Origin of the sequence: Coprococcus aceti, from assembly GCF_025567285.1 — a bacterium.
GTDB lineage: Bacteria > Bacillota > Clostridia > Lachnospirales > Lachnospiraceae > Coprococcus > Coprococcus aceti.
In genome coordinates this window covers 82,576-99,031 of record NZ_JAOQJT010000005.1, presented here as the reverse complement: position 1 = coordinate 99,031, position 16,456 = coordinate 82,576, and the positions used below count along the sequence as shown (strand labels likewise).

Genomic DNA, 16,456 nt, shown 5'->3' with positions numbered 1-16,456 from the left:
AGCAATTAATTGTACAATTCTATCATCTTGATGATGTACAATATGTAAAAACTGTAAAAAATCGTCGAATTAACAAAAAGGAGGCACATGGTTATATGAACAGTCTTGAATACGAAAATCTTCTGGAGAATAAGACCCATGCGGACCCGATGTTTCCATACAATACTTACCTGTGCTCCATACCACTTGACTTCAATTCTGTGTCTCTGCACTGGCATGAATTTATGGAGATTATCTATATCAAAAAAGGCAAGGGAAATGTGACTGTGGACTTCACAACTCACTATGTTGAGGAGGGTGACATAGTCATTATCCTGCCAGGACACATTCACGGAATCTCCCAGCACGAAGGCTATTCAATGGAATATGAGAATATTCTTTTCTCCGTCGACATGTTCAGATCCAGAAATCACGACTCACTGGACAGCGAGTTTTTCCTGCCTCTGCTGGCGGGCGACGTGGATATCAAGAGTATTTATGACAGGGACGATCCATTATATCCGTCTCTTTCCGCGTGTCTTAACAGGGTAGACAAGCTCTGCTCAGAGACGCCAAAGGGATACCACCTTGCACTTAAGGGATGCTATTTTGAATTCTTCTACATTCTCTATGCCAACTCCACCGCAAGAGATGAGGCAGACAGAAAGAACCGAGCCAGGGATCTTGAGAGAACAAAACTCATCCTCTCCTACATAGACGAAAATTACAAAGAGGCCATATCCATAACGGATATAGCCTCCTACTGTGGATTCTCTGAATCCCATTTTATGCGATTTTTCAAGAACACCATGGGGGTGTCATTTGTATCATATCTGAACGACTTCAGGCTGAATGTTGCCGCAAGACTTCTCTCCTCCAATGACGAGAGCATACTCTCCGTCGCGGAGAACTGCGGCTTCTTCAACCTGTCCTACTTCAACAGGATGTTTAAGAAGAAATACGGCATGACTCCGGGTAAATACAGGGATAATCATAACCTGTAAGCGGCCACTCATTGCCTACTACGCATCAGATCTTGAATACGAGTTCTTCATCTGATTGCTGAGTTCATAGAGAACCCTGCCAAGGGTTGCATTTGCCTCACGTCTCACCATGTCTGTGGTCTCCTGGTTGGCCTGCTGGCGGAGTTTCTCGCCCAATGGCTGTTCATTCATAATATCATCATATCTGTATATTATCTCATGTGCCTTGGACATGACTTTCTCCTCGTACCTTTCGATATGGAACACCGACTTCGCATAAGATGCATCCGCCATCGCCGCGATCATACGGCTGGTCCAGTAGAAGTTGTCCGTGGAAGCATCCGCCCCTGTATTTGCCAGATACTCAGGAGTCGTGTCTACATTTGCATAGAAAGGAACCATGACATTGAATGCATTCGATGCAAATGCTATCCACTGTACAGCGCAGATATCCTCTCCAACATATGGTCTCATCTGGATCGCCGACATGAAATCCGTCCTGTTCACACCTATCGATCTATATGCCCCGCGCATCTTCTTGTCACCGTAATTGCCGTACGGATCATACGGAGTTCCCTGATAATGCGAAGAAAGCACATACTTCACATCCTCCATGGTTATCTTCTTCTCTGGTATCATGCACCATGGAATGTCATCCGAAACCGGCGTAAAGTCCGCATCCGGTCCGTCCCAAACTGCCGAATTCGGGTTGAGCGTCCTCTCCATGAACCATGCCCTCGGGGTGTTGTACACGTGATCCGCATCGTCGTGGCTGCCGAATATATCCCTCGGGCAGATTATATTATTACGCTCGGTCTCTGTTATATTCTGCAGCATAACGCGCTCCATGTTATCAACATTCAGATGATATTTCTCTATAAACTCTGGAAGATCCGCTGAACACATAAATTCATTCTGCGCCCCAAGTGCATCCGTCAGGTCAAATTCGTCCATACCAAACTGGTTTGGCATGACAACATACACATCATCAGGAACTTTTCTCGCGATCCAATGATGTCCTCCGATGGTCTCAAGCCACCAAATCTCGTCTACATCCTGAAATGCAATTCCGTTCATCTCATAGGTTCCATATCGTTCAAGCAGGCTGCCAAGTCTCTTCACACCCTCTCTTGCGCTCTTTATATATGGAAGTGTAATGCTGACTATATCCTCCTCGCCGATACCGCCAGCCTTCTCTGGCTTATCTCCCTCCGCAGGCTCATAGCACACCAGTGGATCCGCGCCGAGCACTCTTGGATTTGAGGTTATGGTCTCCGTCGCCGTCATAGCCACATTTGCAGAATTCACTCCGCTTGCCGCCCAGATTCCTTCGCCCGCCAGCGCATTTGGAACACAGGTGTAACGCATCGGATCATCTGGAAGTTCAATCTCCACATGGGATATCTCCGACTTGTATATTCTTGGCTGCTCCTCCGGCTTCACAACCACATATTTCTTCGGCGTGTACGAACCGGCACCCGAATCGTCATTTCTCGCTATTATTGTTGAACCGTCATAAGACGCATTTTTTCCTACCAATATTGTTGTACATGGCATGATCTATTCCTCCATCCGTTAAATTATTTGCTTTCACCTTATTAATTTCTGAAAATATGTTATCTATATCTGCCCAATGCCTGAATCTGTTTTACACCTATAACCTTTTTTGCAATCAGAAATATAATATATCCCGCAAGACTTCCGAGGGTATTCATAACTACATCATCGAGCTGGCAGTAACCGCGCTCCGTTATAAGCTGAACCGTCTCTATGCAGACACTGCACAGAAATCCAAACAGTACAGTGCACTTGGACAACCTGTCTACCGCCCTGCCATCGCCATTCTTACTTCCAGCCACCGCCAGCGGGAAAAGCACGCCGAACGGCACAAAGAGCAATATATTTTCTATGACAAATGCGTGCTCCTGGGGCGTCACTCCCCACGTATGAAACAACGTCATGTCAATGCCCTGCCTTGAGCCCGGCTCTCTGGACAGGAACACAGTAACTGCCATCACCGCCAGATACACCACCAGCAGAAACCACACTATTGACTTCTTCACACGTCCGCCGGCACTGACCTTTTTTCCTGCAGGACTCACTGTATACACGAGATAAACCACGACTGCTATGCATCCGCACAAAATGCCTATCGGAAGGTAGCCCGCGACCTCCATTATATCTTTTATAATAAGTTCAAACATACATTCCCCTCAATAATTTCTACTATACTATGTCTTGCTGCTCATTATATCATGATTCGCACCTATGGTGCTTTCCGTTGCTGTCGCAACTATCATAATCCAATTCGCCGCTCGCCAATCATGCAAGCATGTTGGCTCACTTGCGCTCATTATATCATATGTCATCGTGCTCAAGCGCGATGACCTGCGCACGCATCAGCGTGCTACATTATACCACGATTCCCAACATGTGTCATTTTACACATTGTTTACATACACCGCGTCTGATATACTTTACATGTCAGTCCAACTAACCATTTGGACGGACTGAACAAACATAGAACAGGAAATATCCAACATGATAATAGCAAAAAAAATTCTAAAAATAACATGTATCGTCCTCGGTGTGATCCTTGTGGCCGCCATAATATTTGTGGGAGTTCTCACCATAACAGAATACAAACCAGACGATTCCGAATCCCTTGAGGTCACATCTGGAAGCACATTTGGTAAAAATGCAACCGGCTCAGCCAAGCTTTCACCATCTGTCGGCGACTCCATATCCATCGTGACATGGAATCTCGGCTACGGATCCCTCGGCGCAAATGCTGACTTTTTCATGGACGGAGGAGACAGTGTGTACACTTCCACAGCAAAGCAGGTAAACGACAATATGGAGGCCATCACATCAGAGCTGAATTCACTTGCCGCTGACATCTTTCTTCTCCAGGAGGTCGATGAACGATCATCCAGAAGCCACAAGATAAACGAAGCCGATATTTTGAGGGAAAAGCTGCCGTCATACACAAGCTCATACGCCTACAACTACAAAACACTCATGGTTCCATATCCACTTCCACCGATCGGCAGAGTGACATCAGGAATAATGACTCTCAGCTCATTTGAAGTATCGGATGCAGAAAGAATACAGCTTCCATGTCCATTTTCCTACCCGATCAGACTGTGCAACCTGAAAAGATGCCTGATCGTGTCCAGAATACCGATTGCCGGAAGTGAACACGAACTCGTCATAGTAAATCTCCACCTGGAGGCTTATGACTCAGGCGAGGGCAAAGCCGCCCAGACCAGGATGCTCGCCGACATTCTCCAAAATGAGGCTGCAGCAGGGAACTACGTTATCGCAGGAGGCGACTTCAACCAGACTTTTTCAAATGTGGATCTGTCCGCATACCCTCAGCAGTCCGCTGACCTGTGGGCACCAGGAAGTATAGATGTATCTGAATTTGGAGATTCCTTCACCTGCATCACCGATTCCTCAGCTCCAACATGCCGGTCCCTGGATAAACCATACGAAGGACATGACCATGAGAGTTTCCAATATTATGTCATCGACGGATTCATAGTATCGAGCAATTTGCAGATTAACTCCACAGAGACCATAAATCTGGATTTTAAAAACAGCGATCACAATCCGATAAGACTCGATGTTGCGTTGAAATAAACTATATTTTCAGTTGTTTTATGTATGTTATTTTAATTAACATTAATTATGTATAATTTTATGTTTAAAATACATTTTTCTCTTGATTTATGCCGTTTTTACATGTATTATGGCATTGTAAATGTTATAAATATTAACATTTGTTGCTAGTTTTGAATAATACTTCTAAGAATAATAGAGAATACTCATCAGAGAAAGGAATTTTGATCATGAAGAAATTATCACAGTCACGTCTCGCCGACACTGTCATGAACGGAAGAAAAGAAAAGGGTATGACCCAGGCACAGCTCGCCGATGCAACCGGTATCAACAGAGCACTCATTTCCAGAATAGAGCAGAAGGATTTTGTTCCTTCTATAGAGCAGCTTGAAAGTTTGTCAGAGGTTTTGAACTTCGACCTCACAGATATGTTCATCAACGCAGGCGCACACAAGCTCGAGTCACCATCCCCACTGAACATCGCAGTGGCAGGAACCGGTTACGTTGGTCTATCCATTGCGACCCTGCTGGCACAGCACAACCATGTAACAGCAGTTGACATCATCCCTGAAAAGGTCGATCTCATCAACAACAAGAAATCCCCTATACAGGACGACTATATTGAGAAATATCTCGCCGAGAAGGAGCTTGATCTCACAGCAACCCTCGATGGCGAAGCAGCATACAAGGATGCAGATTTCGTAATCATAGCTGCTCCGACAAACTACGACAGCAACAAGAACTATTTCGACACATCAGCCGTTGAGGCCGTTATCGAGCTCGTCCTCAAGGTCAACCCGGATGCCATCATGGTCATCAAATCAACTATACCAGTTGGATACACCGAGTCCGTAAGGAAGAAATACAACACGTCAAATATCATTTTCAGCCCAGAGTTTCTTCGTGAATCCAAGGCACTGTACGACAACCTCTATCCATCAAGGATAATTGTCAGCACAGACAAGAATGACGAGAAGATAGTTAAGGCATCCCATACATTTGCCGCACTGCTTCAGGAGGGTGCCCTCAAGGAAGATATAGACACTCTGTTCATGGGCTTCACCGAAGCTGAGGCTGTAAAGTTATTTGCAAATACCTATCTCGCACTCCGCGTGTCCTACTTCAACGAGCTTGACACATACGCAGAAATGAAGGGACTTAACACACAGGACATCATAAACGGCGTATGTCTCGACCCAAGAATCGGAACACACTACAACAACCCATCATTTGGATACGGCGGATACTGTCTGCCAAAGGATACAAAGCAGCTCCTTGCCAACTACAACGACGTGCCTCAGAATATGATGAGCGCCATCGTTGAGAGCAACAGAACGAGAAAGGACTTCATCGCAGACCGCGTTCTCTCCATCGCAGGCTACTACGACTACAACAATAACGGTGATTACTCAGCAGCCCAGGAGAAGGAATGTGTCATAGGTGTATACAGACTGACGATGAAGAGCAACTCCGACAACTTCCGCCAAAGCAGTATACAGGGTGTCATGAAGCGTATCAAAGCCAAGGGCGCAACCGTCGTTGTATACGAGCCAACCCTTGAAGACGGAACCACATTCTTCGGAAGCAAAGTTGTAAATGACCTGGACAAATTCAAATCCATGTCCGACGCTGTCATCGCCAACAGGTACAATTCATGCCTCGACGACATCAAAGACAAGGTATACACAAGAGATCTGTTCCAGAGAGACTAATCTTTAAGAAGACCTTTAAGAACATTTTTATAACATAAAAAATAACCGAATGATACGAATTAAAACTTGTATCATTCGGTTATTTTTTGTCAATATTTCTTATGAATTAGCCTGAGCCTTGAGCTCCTCAAGCATCTGAGGAAGTCTTGTATCCATCTCGTCATCCTTGAACTGACATGTACCAACCTTCCTGTGTCCACCGCCACCATACTTGAGCATAAGGCTTCCAACATCCATGGTCGCTGTGCGGTTCAGGATACTGTATCCAACTGCTGCCGAACATCCCTGTCCACCACGTCCGCTTACTATCCACGCTGACACATTCTGTTCAGGATACATACTGTATATCATGAAACGATTGCCGGTGTATATCGGATCCACTCCGCGAAGATCGCTTATGATAAGATTACCGTCCACTATGGTATGTGCCTTGACCATCTCCTTGAACTTCTCTGTCTGCTCATTATACAGAACTATTCTTTCCTGTATATCCGGCATGGCAAGTATCTCATCAGTGGTCATGGTACGACATGCATCTATAAGCTTCTCCATGAGCTGATAGTTTGATATGGTGAAATTTCTGAATCTTCCAAGTCCGGTTCTAGGATCCATCAGGAATCCAATAAGTATCCATCCCTTTGGATTCTGTACCTCATCAATGGTAAGATTACCTGAATCAACCTTATCAACAGCCTCCATCATATCGTCAAACTGCGGAAATCTCTCTCTGCCTCCATAATACTCATAGATTATTCTAGCGCACGATGGAGTTATACGACTCTCCCCCTTGTATTTACCCTCAAGCGCCAATCTCTCATGCTCACTTGAATGATGATCGAACCAAAGTCCGCAGCCCTCAACAAATGGCACATTTGCAAGGCAGTCATCCTCCGTAACCTCAATCAATCCGTCCTGAAGATCCTTCGGATGCGCAAACTTCCAATGATCAATAATTCCCGCTTCCTTCAGCAGTGCGCCACACGCAAGTCCATCAAAATCCGATCTTGTAACCAACCTCATAGTAAATCCTCCCTGGTATTGAACTTCAGCCCTGTAAAACTGGGCTGAATAGTTCATTTTCCGCAATAAATAATATATTTTAATTATATAGAAGCGGGTGGGGTATTTCAAGGAGCATTTTTGACTTAGTTTTGCTGGTTATATCCCCCCGAAATTATTGTGAACAAATAAAAATTTGATTTAACTCTTAGTATTGTACAACATAGAATTTTACTATAATTTTTTTATCATGTTCTCAATTATAGATATATAATCTTTATAAAAATTTATTCTATCTTCATAATCTCCTATATTTTTTATAAGAAACACCAGTACTCCTACTATAAATACTTCAATAACAAACACTCCTATAATTATAACCATTATTATTCCCACTGATTTCTTTTGAATTTTTCCCAAAACATCCAACATATTCATCGCTCTATCGAGGATTATAGTCATACAAACCGGCACCGATAGTGACCAATACTCCTTACTCGGATTAATATTTCTTTGTCTTTGTATGAGATATGCTCTAAATTCCTCTAGTTCATCTTTTGAATAGACTTTATTTGAACATACTACATAGTGTATCCATTCATTATGGGTATCGAATTTAACTAGATCGTTCAAACTTTTTCTCTCATTAAATTTTATACGTCTACGACATACATATTTGTAAATAGTAAATTCTTTTTTTAAATCAACATAACATTTTTTTCTTTCTTTACCCTTATTCATAATCTTTTCCCTTATCTTAATTAGTAAACATGTGTATATTTTTTCTGTCCATGTTAGCAATGATATTAACTCATTGCTTAGTATGCCTAAAGCCATCACTCCGCAAATATAAAATCCAACTCATCCATCCCATCCAAATGCCCCGAATAAGAACTATCACCATCATAAAAATCGCCATAATCTCTGTCACCAGGATCAGCAAGCACATCGCACACATAACTCTCGATCTCGCCAGTATCTGCCCGGATATCATATCTGGATAAATCAATGTCATCGGTTATTGCCCTGGGAAATACTGCCAATTTACCTGTCACATCGTCATATATATCATCCCGCACGCAATCCGCTAAAATATTTACAACCTTATCTACATCAACCTCATGATACGCTCCGTTGTATATCGTATTCTCCTTAAAAAGTTCATATGTATCCTGATTTGTATAACTTTCGGATCTATCATATCCATCTATGTAATCCCGCATGGCCTTGTCCAGCTTTTCCAGAACAACATCACTGTCCACCAGTTCACACAGTTCCAGTCCATTATTCTTCAGATTTTCTTCAAATACACAAAAATCATCAAAATCCATCGAATCCAGCAGATCTTCCAATTCCTCTGACGACAAATGTTCACGTGTACCATAATATGGTGCCAGAGGCTCCGAGAGCAAAGAAGGCACTACTGTAAATATACTTGCCTCATTGCAAAACGCATATGGCAAAGACTCCACAAACGTCCTGACAATATCTCTGTATTGCTCCATGCATATACCCAGCTCACATATATTCGACAATATGACAAGCTGCCTTTCAACATCGCTTTTGAAATTGTATTTACTTGCATCTCCAGATCTAACAATATCCACTATGTCCGGGCCGAATCCTCTGACAATCTGAATATATTCCGTGGCGTTTCTCCCGATTTCTTCAACCTCAGGTTCATTCTCGTCCAGATAATTCTTCAAAAAATCATTTACAGATGGGTTGATAGCTCCAATTTGCCGCACGCCTTTGTTCTCTATGATCTTGACAAATGTTCCCTCCATCCGCTCCAATACTGCTTCCCACACATTTCGGGTTGTATCTATATCAGTTCTTTTCGTAATACGAGCATTGAATACTCTGCGCAGTACCTTGTCCTCCACTCCAACGTCCGTCAACGAAAACAGTGAAGTAAGGAAAATCCTATCCTCCGCCTTGAGCCTGTTGTTAAACTCATCTCTCCAGATTTCAGTAGGATTATCCAGGCATCTCATTATAAAATTACAATATTCATCTGCAGCAATCTTGCTGGATACATTTTGCCGCGTAACATACTCTATGATACGCGGTGTATAATTCCTGTGTTTGACTATCCAGCGATAATTATTATTTTTTAGAATCTGAGCATAATGATCCGATGGTATATTTCTGAAATACAAATGATTCTTGAATATCCTGCCCTTGTCTTCAATGGCCATAGAATCCATATCAATATACTGGAGTCGCACTTTCTCCGTGTCTATAAAACTGTTCAGCTCTATGTAAGAATCCTTTGCATGCTGAAATATTGTCACTCTGGAGTTCATGATAAGTTTCTTGTTCTTATGCATCAGCACATATTTGATCAAAGACATGAGTTCATTTTCCTAGGTGTCCTTCATTCTGAAGTAATACTGTCCAAGGCAGTCATCCAACAGAATAATCTCTTTAGATTCCTTATCAACTGACAAAGCTTTCTTTATGCTCTGCAAATCCCCATTTGTCGTATAAATAATCCGGTAACCCAGTGCTGCGTAATACAAAGCAAGCATCTTGGTCGTCATGGTCTTTCCAGTTCCCGGCATTCCAAGGATCATCAACAAACGATTACGCTCAAGGACATCTATGCATTGTCTATAGCTCAATGTTTCAACAAATTCTCTCTGTTCCTCTTTTATATTGTAGAGAAGCGTTTCGCAATCTATAAAAATATCTCTGCTATTAATCTCTGCCAATATATTTGTGGATTCAAGCCACAATTTGTAATGCTTGCGCACTATATCCATATTTGCCGGATCCTGCAGATACTCATCTATATCATTCAACGACAATATATTACATGAACCCTCCATTTATTCTGCAAACAAATCGAAAATCTCCATCTTATTTGCCGGGGTTAGCTCCAATGCGCTGCACACATAATATTTCTCCGGTTTCAGCTCGGCAACCTTAGAAACCTCCTTCTTCAGGCTTGATATAAGATCACTGTATTTGCTGTTGATATAATGCTTGACCTGTATAACAACATTTTTGCTCACAGTATCATCAGTTATATCTATGCCGCCATCTCGTCCCCTCGCAAATATCTGAAGGGGGACACCCAGCTTCTTCTGCATTATATCTTTGCACAATATTTCAAATTCATAATCACACAGGTTTTTGTAATTAAACATCTTTTATCTCCAATAAAACTCTATTGTATCTTTTTCCTTTGTCTTTTTGCATATAACAACATTTTCCTCAGCTCCATATTTATATGCATAACAGTCCAATAAGAATCAATCACTGCTGTATAGTACATAAATACCGATACGATACCTAGATATAAAACATATTATATTTAATATGTAATCATTCAATCAAATCAAGTATTCTATTCAACGCAACTTTTGTTTTCTGTTCCAAAATCTCAATACTATAGTATTCAGAAGAAATTTCTTTTAACAGTTCATGTATCTCATTTGCATTTCTTTGCACCATAATCCCATCTAAATCTTCAGAAAACTTAATGCATGCTTTTATTTCTTTATCCTTTAAGTTATACATAACAATTGCAGACAAAACAAACTCTAAATCATACTTAAACGAAATAAAATTCATTCTTATAATTTGCCGATTACGCTTTCTCTTCTTTTCTCTTATGTTTGATACGATTGAATATACCACTGTATCTAATATAACAAATTCTAACAACGCTTCTTTGGCGATAGAAAATACAAAATCTGTCTGTGATACATTTACACTATATGTTAAAACACTAGTAAAAAACAGCAATATATAATATAACGCAAACAATTAACACTAACTAAGAATTGCGCCGGTTTAAAAATCAATGACACAATTTTATTTCCCGTTATTTTTTCAAAGAATAAAATAATTATTTTTAACATAAGAGATAAAAGATATGGCGTCAATATTAAGAACGTTATAATTGACAAAAAGTAGGAATACCTATCTTGCCCTATAAACTCCCCATATGTTAAAGTTATTCCTGACGAAGTACAGATTTTTTCAACAATTTCTCCAAAACAATATGTAACGAATCCAATTATATTTTTTAATATCACAGAAGAGAAAAAAAATAGATACAATAGTAAAAGTAATATTACTATTACCACCGTAAATAATGGTAAACATATTTGAAATATTAATACCAGCTCAATGAAAATATATATCGTCTTTTTCCACGACAAAAAGGCTTCATCGTCATTATTTACCCGAGTAAAAATTAATAAAAGTGCTATAACAAGAAGAATAACAGAAATGATGAGCCACTTGCTCATAACCTGCATTAGACTATCAATCGCTTCTGGTTTTAAAATATTTTCAATAAGTACTCCTTTAAGCTTCTTAAAATCAATACTTATGCAAGCTAATATAAATGATAATATCAATCCGCATGGTATAGTTAAACTAATCGTTATATATTTCATCCTATTGTTTTTTATAAAACCATCTATTTCTTCTTTATTAAATTCAACCGATTTCATTGTATTCTACATTTCACCCCAACTCTTAATAATGACTTTTTAATCCTAACTTCCTCTTTCTCAACATTAGGTATCTTTTACAACTTCATGCGTAATTCCAAATGAATCTGTGAATTATTTTCTTATTGTAAAAATAAATACCATATCTTAAATTAGCAATCACCGCTTCAAATTGCAAATATTAACTTAGAACAATAATATAATTACCTACTAAATTATCATAATGTTACATGTTTTCTAATTTCTATGATCCTTAATCGTTGATACAATTTCTATATGTTACTCAATACTACCATAAATATAGTAAATCCTTCTAATTTTCTATATTCATAAATTTTTGATTTTAGTTCTATATAAATATCCAACCTGTTTTATACAGAAATCTAAATAACACCCCAAGTCCTACCTCCAACATTTTCAGATCTTTCGTCGTCCCCAATGTACTAGACTCGTCAACAAAAGTACTTAATCAATTCATGTTTTCTCCATACAAAAAGGCGGGTGTCCCGCCTTTTTTGCCCCTCAATATTATTCATCTGTCTCTACCAGTTCAAGCTTAACCTATCTCCAATAATTCCTTCCAATTATCAGTAAATCCCATTGTCCTTACATCTACTTTTTCATACTTCTCTATTAATGCTTCTATTTGGTCTACATATAAATTCCAGTGTTTATCATGCAACAGAATGTGTCTCATACATAATAATACACCAAACATTCTATTATTTCCTATTCCCTGTTGGGAATATTCCTTATACAAGATAGGTGTCTTTGATAGTTTTGCATTATACAACCGCCCATAATGTGCACAGATATTACGTACATAAGAAATACTCTCCAGCCAGCTCTCTAAATATGTATATCCAATTCCAAAGCTTTTAGCTACCGCTTTTTTATCTGTATTTTTCATATTTTTATAAAATTTTGAAAGAGTCCCAAAACTGAATACCTCTACCAGAGCGTATATCGGTAAATCTCCACCCTCGTAATTAGTTCTGAAGTTTTTCACAAAAGGGGCTTTAGAATTACGGCCAACTTCCTCTTTTATATCCTCTAAAAAAGATCTGTGATATTCTTCATCAACAAAATTTTCAGAATTCATATAACCAAGGACTCCATATGTTTCCGCAAAGTAATTGGCAATTCTACATCTAACATTTACTTCTATCTTCTCTATCTCAGCAAATGTTATCTGTCTGAAATTAGCATTAAACAGGTATAACTCTACAATCTGCTCAAACGTTACTCCTTCATCATAGTCCCCATTTTTTGCTTTAAAACCCAAACTATATGCCTTAATCAGCCTGAAGTATGATATATCATTCAATATGTGCCTTGCATAATCTTCATCGCTGATAACTAATCCCAGTGTCTTTAAATTCTCCACCTGTTCATCAATTGACATTGATGGTTGATGTCGTTTCAGTTCTCCCATATATTTTCTCCTTAAAATTAAAAGACCCAACGTGGTCCGCATCGTTGAGAGGCGTGTTGGGTTCTGTTGATATTAGTATATGCGATTTTCATAAAAAAAACAACGTTTTTTTCAAGTATGTGCATTACCTCGCTCTACTTTTCATCAACTCGAAATCATTATATGATGATTGGAATTTTAATGGGAAATGTCTGCTATTAAGTGTTCTCTTTCACATACCAATCCTGACTTTCCTGCTTTAACAACCATAAATATTCTGATAATGGTTCTTGATTTAATATGGGAACTGAGAATCTATCACTCTTCCCAACTACAGTTATTAACTGTTCTTGCAATCAATTCCATCTATAAACATTGCATATTTATCTAATTTTGAATATGCTATAGATAATATGCCCCAATTTTTGCCTATTTTATTCACCTTTTCTACATATATTAAACCTTATTGCTCCCTCTTTTTTTACAAAATTAATCTCATCATTTTCTTGAACAGTCATCAATACCATATGTATATCTTTACAATTTAATTCTTGCAAATAACTTATCAACTCTTTTTTCAATTCTAATGCTTCAGTAACCTTACTTATATCAGGATATATTAACAAAATATCTAAATCATTAGGCTTTTTACTAACTCTTGCAGATCCAAATAAATAGAGTTGAATATTGTATTTTGTCATATATTTATAAATTGTCTTATTATCACTCAATTGTCTTTTCAATATATGTATCCAAAAACTTTTTTCCATTATAATTAATAGCCTTCATAAACTCTTTCAATTTAAACACACCAATTCCCATAGTCTTTGCAATTTCTTTTGCTTCTGATGTATATTCGTCCCAATTACTTACAACAACTATACAGTCTACCACCTCATACTCAGATACTATTTCTCTGACATCAGCAGCTGTTAAAACGTATACATCTCCTATATAAGTAACTAGGATCCTTCCATCTGCTAGATATATCTCAAAAACCGCCTTGTAATCATCCTCTTCTACTAAATCAATCTTTTCAACTTTTTCATGCTCCATCATAACTTTCTCAAAAAATATTATTGCTGTTTTTAGCAAACGTCTTGAAGTCAACGACATATTTATCATCCACCTTTCTAATACAATATTTTATTCATATCATCTGGAAATCTAGGAGCATCAAACACATGCCCATTTCCCTCATGATTTCTAATAAATCCATTTATATGCGCCTGATATTCTACAAATATTTCTTTGTCTCTTTCTGTTAACACATCATAATTTTCAGTCAATAGCTCTACTACTTTTTTACTATTAGGAATTATATTGCTGTTAATAATCTGATTCCATATTTTCTTTTTTTCACTAGTTATATCTTCCATATTTGTTTCATTAGGTCCATATATCTCAAACAACTTTCTATTAGTTCGAAGTAAATCATGTACTGCATTCCTTAAATCCGCCTTTTTATTCTCAGTATGTGATGTGAATTTCTGCTTCTTACAATTAAATTTATATTTAGAACAATCTGGTCTGTTTAGTGATAAAAATGGATAAATTGCCCAACCGCCTTGCGGAAACCATGCATGAGATTCTACCACACCTTGTCCCGAATCAGTATCAACCTCCCCAACCAGGAAACATGTTCGTGCCCCATACTCCAAATATAAATTTCCTGCTTGAAATTCATAAAATAGATCATGCTGCCTCCTCGCCAAAAGGTTGTGTTCATGCCCCGCAAGCCACATAGCAACATTATGATCATTAAAAAGAGCAATCAATTCCCTTCTTTCATTTTCTTCAATGAAATCAAAAGAATAATGAGACATTATAATTGTCATTTTATTAGCATCCGCTTCTTCCAACAACTCCTGTATTCGGTATGTTCCAACAACAAAATCTCTCTGTCGTTGTTCACTATAAAACAGCGTTGAATCAATATGAATCACATTAAAATCATCCGTTATTATTAAAAAGTGCGGATTTCTTGTATCAGTTAATTGTTCTTTATAAATCCACTTTGAGTCAACCCCATCAACAAACTTATAAAAACTTTTTTTAGCCTTGCACAAACAAACAATATCCTTTTCCAGTATTATTCCATCTTCTGACTTGTATCTGTTTTCCCCACTTAACATCCGATTAATAACTTTATTTTTTTTAGAACAATTTCTATCTATATCATGATTCCCTGGCACTATAAATAAACGTTTCTCTGGCAAGCCAATCGCATTACATATATTTTCTATTTCTTTTCCAGCATTTGAAGGGAAATCTCCACTTGGTGCATGTCGAATGTCTCCCGTAAAAAATGCATAATCAATTTTTCCAACTATAGTGTCCAAATACTCCAAAAGATTTTCGCGTAATCTTTTGGTTTCTGTTCCAGTTAAATTAAGATGTAAATCTGAAAAATGAATCCATCTAATTCTTGACATTCTTTGCCACCTTCTCCGTATATAATCCTATTATCTGAAAATGTATTATCCTCCCAATGTATTTATATATGAGTTATAATATATTATTATTCTGAATCTTAAGTTGCAACAATATGTATATTGTAATATATAGCTATATCAAAGTCTATACAATATAGAAAAACTTAAAAAAAAACAGAGAGACTTACATCTCTCCGCCTTTTTCAATTTATATTATATAGCAAATCTTATCATATTTGTAACCATTCTCCCATATTACATATAACACATTACAATTCCACCCTGGCTCTTCTCCGCTTCAAGCGCCAACACCTCTCCAGCTCCAACGCCCCCAGCGTAAATCCATCATCTATCCTCTTCTTACTAACCCATATCTCCATCTGTTTCCTTGTTAACTCAATGGTAGATATAATCCCTTCATGGCCGCAACGTTGTTTGTAGGCGCCTATATTGGTCAAAAATACATGGACGCATCCCCCCGTGAGGCCACTGTCGGCGGCTATACGGCCGAGTTCAATCGGCTCTCCTATTATATCGGCGCCCAGTTCCTCTCTAATCTCACGGCGTACATCTTCAATCGGTGTACAATTTTGATCAGAAAAACCACGAGGGCATGCATACTGTCTTCTTCTGATTGCATGTCTGAACTGTTCCAGCAAAACATATTTTCCATTGTGCTTCGCCAGAATCACTACACCATCGTTTCCATTTGGCAGGACTCTCTCATACGCCATAAGTTCATTATCATCCTTGCGTATCGGGTCTACCACCATCATATTATATGCGCTGCTGTAAACAACTCCATATTTACGGCTATGCAGCTCCTCGTCACGGAGGA

The 16,456-nt window shown here is 38.8% G+C and carries 15 protein-coding genes and 1 pseudogene; 3 read left to right on the top strand and 13 right to left on the bottom strand.

Annotated elements, in window-relative coordinates:
• Positions 1-95 precede the first annotated feature (95 nt).
• Positions 96-983 carry an AraC family transcriptional regulator gene (locus OCV54_RS08440; RefSeq protein WP_055223552.1) on the top strand — a complete coding sequence of 296 codons (888 nt, stop codon included), beginning with the start codon at positions 96-98 and terminating at the stop codon, positions 981-983.
• Between the two features lie 18 nt (positions 984-1,001).
• On the opposite strand, the gene OCV54_RS08435 is transcribed toward OCV54_RS08440, so the two are convergent.
• Both OCV54_RS08435 and OCV54_RS08430 read right to left on the bottom strand, forming a co-directional pair.
• Positions 1,002-2,519, bottom strand: a complete 1,518-nt coding sequence (locus tag OCV54_RS08435; RefSeq protein WP_055223550.1) for a C69 family dipeptidase — start codon at positions 2,517-2,519, stop codon at positions 1,002-1,004.
• A gap of 59 nt (positions 2,520-2,578) precedes the next feature.
• Positions 2,579-3,166 carry a VanZ family protein gene (locus OCV54_RS08430; protein WP_055223547.1) on the bottom strand — a complete coding sequence of 196 codons (588 nt, stop codon included), beginning with the start codon at positions 3,164-3,166 and terminating at the stop codon, positions 2,579-2,581.
• A gap of 337 nt (positions 3,167-3,503) precedes the next feature.
• On the opposite strand from OCV54_RS08430, the gene OCV54_RS08425 reads away from it, so the two are divergent.
• Positions 3,504-4,607, top strand: coding sequence for an endonuclease/exonuclease/phosphatase family protein (locus OCV54_RS08425; protein WP_055223546.1), 1,104 nt, complete (start codon positions 3,504-3,506; stop codon positions 4,605-4,607).
• A gap of 209 nt (positions 4,608-4,816) precedes the next feature.
• Positions 4,817-6,298, top strand: a complete 1,482-nt coding sequence (locus tag OCV54_RS08420) for a nucleotide sugar dehydrogenase (RefSeq protein ID WP_055223544.1) — start codon at positions 4,817-4,819, stop codon at positions 6,296-6,298.
• Between the two features lie 99 nt (positions 6,299-6,397).
• Here OCV54_RS08420 and OCV54_RS08415 read toward each other — a convergent pair whose 3' ends face one another.
• The 11 genes and pseudogenes from OCV54_RS08415 to OCV54_RS08360 all read right to left on the bottom strand — a co-directional run bounded on the left by OCV54_RS08415 (position 6,398) and on the right by OCV54_RS08360 (position 16,394).
• The gene (locus tag OCV54_RS08415) at positions 6,398-7,318 is read right to left on the bottom strand and encodes a DHH family phosphoesterase (RefSeq protein WP_055223542.1); all 921 of its coding nucleotides are present in this window, start codon (positions 7,316-7,318) and stop codon (positions 6,398-6,400) included.
• Between the two features lie 213 nt (positions 7,319-7,531).
• On the bottom strand, positions 7,532-8,134 hold the full coding sequence (locus tag OCV54_RS08410; RefSeq protein WP_055223540.1) for a hypothetical protein: 603 nt from the start codon (positions 8,132-8,134) through the stop codon (positions 7,532-7,534).
• Positions 8,134-10,065: pseudogene (locus OCV54_RS08405) on the bottom strand (ATP-binding protein). The gene OCV54_RS08410 and the pseudogene OCV54_RS08405 overlap by 1 nt, the downstream one beginning before the upstream one ends.
• 66 nt (positions 10,066-10,131) lie before the next feature.
• Complete coding sequence (locus OCV54_RS08395) at positions 10,132-10,452, bottom strand: restriction endonuclease (RefSeq protein ID WP_242859642.1); 321 nt, start codon at positions 10,450-10,452, stop codon at positions 10,132-10,134.
• 178 nt (positions 10,453-10,630) lie between these two features.
• A complete protein-coding gene (locus OCV54_RS08390) occupies positions 10,631-10,879 on the bottom strand; it encodes a hypothetical protein (protein ID WP_055223538.1) in 249 nt (82 codons plus the stop codon).
• A 149-nt stretch (positions 10,880-11,028) separates the two neighbouring features.
• Positions 11,029-11,769 carry a hypothetical protein gene (locus OCV54_RS08385; RefSeq protein ID WP_055223536.1) on the bottom strand — a complete coding sequence of 247 codons (741 nt, stop codon included), beginning with the start codon at positions 11,767-11,769 and terminating at the stop codon, positions 11,029-11,031.
• Positions 11,770-12,325: 556 nt separating this feature from the next.
• Positions 12,326-13,204: an Abi family protein gene (locus OCV54_RS08380; protein WP_055223534.1), complete on the bottom strand. Its 879-nt coding sequence runs from the start codon at positions 13,202-13,204 to the stop codon at positions 12,326-12,328.
• 413 nt (positions 13,205-13,617) lie between these two features.
• Positions 13,618-13,914: a hypothetical protein gene (locus OCV54_RS08375; RefSeq protein WP_262563277.1), complete on the bottom strand. Its 297-nt coding sequence runs from the start codon at positions 13,912-13,914 to the stop codon at positions 13,618-13,620.
• The gene (locus OCV54_RS08370; protein ID WP_055223522.1) at positions 13,907-14,299 is read right to left on the bottom strand and encodes a hypothetical protein; all 393 of its coding nucleotides are present in this window, start codon (positions 14,297-14,299) and stop codon (positions 13,907-13,909) included. The genes OCV54_RS08375 and OCV54_RS08370 overlap by 8 nt, the downstream gene beginning before the upstream one ends.
• A gap of 17 nt (positions 14,300-14,316) precedes the next feature.
• Positions 14,317-15,618 (bottom strand): metallophosphoesterase family protein, encoded by a 1,302-nt coding sequence (locus OCV54_RS08365; RefSeq protein ID WP_055223520.1) that lies wholly within the window; start codon positions 15,616-15,618, stop codon positions 14,317-14,319.
• 269 nt (positions 15,619-15,887) lie between these two features.
• Entirely contained in the window at positions 15,888-16,394 is a 507-nt protein-coding gene (locus OCV54_RS08360; protein WP_055223518.1) for an NUDIX hydrolase, read from the bottom strand.
• Positions 16,395-16,456 lie beyond the last annotated feature (62 nt).

Excerpts from the sequence above, each read along its gene's own strand:
- OCV54_RS08435 (WP_055223550.1), bottom strand. The coding sequence starts at position 2,519 with ATGCCATGTACAACAATATTGGTAGGAAAAAATGCGTCTTATGACGGT.
- OCV54_RS08410 (WP_055223540.1), bottom strand. The coding sequence starts at position 8,134 with ATGGCTTTAGGCATACTAAGCAATGAGTTAATATCATTGCTAACATGG.
- OCV54_RS08430 (WP_055223547.1), bottom strand. The coding sequence starts at position 3,166 with ATGTTTGAACTTATTATAAAAGATATAATGGAGGTCGCGGGCTACCTT.
- OCV54_RS08380 (WP_055223534.1), bottom strand. The coding sequence starts at position 13,204 with ATGGGAGAACTGAAACGACATCAACCATCAATGTCAATTGATGAACAG.
- OCV54_RS08415 (WP_055223542.1), bottom strand. The coding sequence starts at position 7,318 with ATGAGGTTGGTTACAAGATCGGATTTTGATGGACTTGCGTGTGGCGCA.
- OCV54_RS08360 (WP_055223518.1), bottom strand. The coding sequence starts at position 16,394 with ATGATGGTGGTAGACCCGATACGCAAGGATGATAATGAACTTATGGCG.
- OCV54_RS08420 (WP_055223544.1), top strand. The coding sequence starts at position 4,817 with ATGAAGAAATTATCACAGTCACGTCTCGCCGACACTGTCATGAACGGA.
- OCV54_RS08390 (WP_055223538.1), bottom strand. The coding sequence starts at position 10,879 with ATGAATTTTATTTCGTTTAAGTATGATTTAGAGTTTGTTTTGTCTGCA.
- OCV54_RS08425 (WP_055223546.1), top strand. The coding sequence starts at position 3,504 with ATGATAATAGCAAAAAAAATTCTAAAAATAACATGTATCGTCCTCGGT.
- OCV54_RS08440 (WP_055223552.1), top strand. The coding sequence starts at position 96 with ATGAACAGTCTTGAATACGAAAATCTTCTGGAGAATAAGACCCATGCG.
- OCV54_RS08385 (WP_055223536.1), bottom strand. The coding sequence starts at position 11,769 with ATGAAATCGGTTGAATTTAATAAAGAAGAAATAGATGGTTTTATAAAA.
- OCV54_RS08370 (WP_055223522.1), bottom strand. The coding sequence starts at position 14,299 with ATGTCGTTGACTTCAAGACGTTTGCTAAAAACAGCAATAATATTTTTT.
- OCV54_RS08365 (WP_055223520.1), bottom strand. The coding sequence starts at position 15,618 with ATGTCAAGAATTAGATGGATTCATTTTTCAGATTTACATCTTAATTTA.
- OCV54_RS08395 (WP_242859642.1), bottom strand. The coding sequence starts at position 10,452 with ATGTTTAATTACAAAAACCTGTGTGATTATGAATTTGAAATATTGTGC.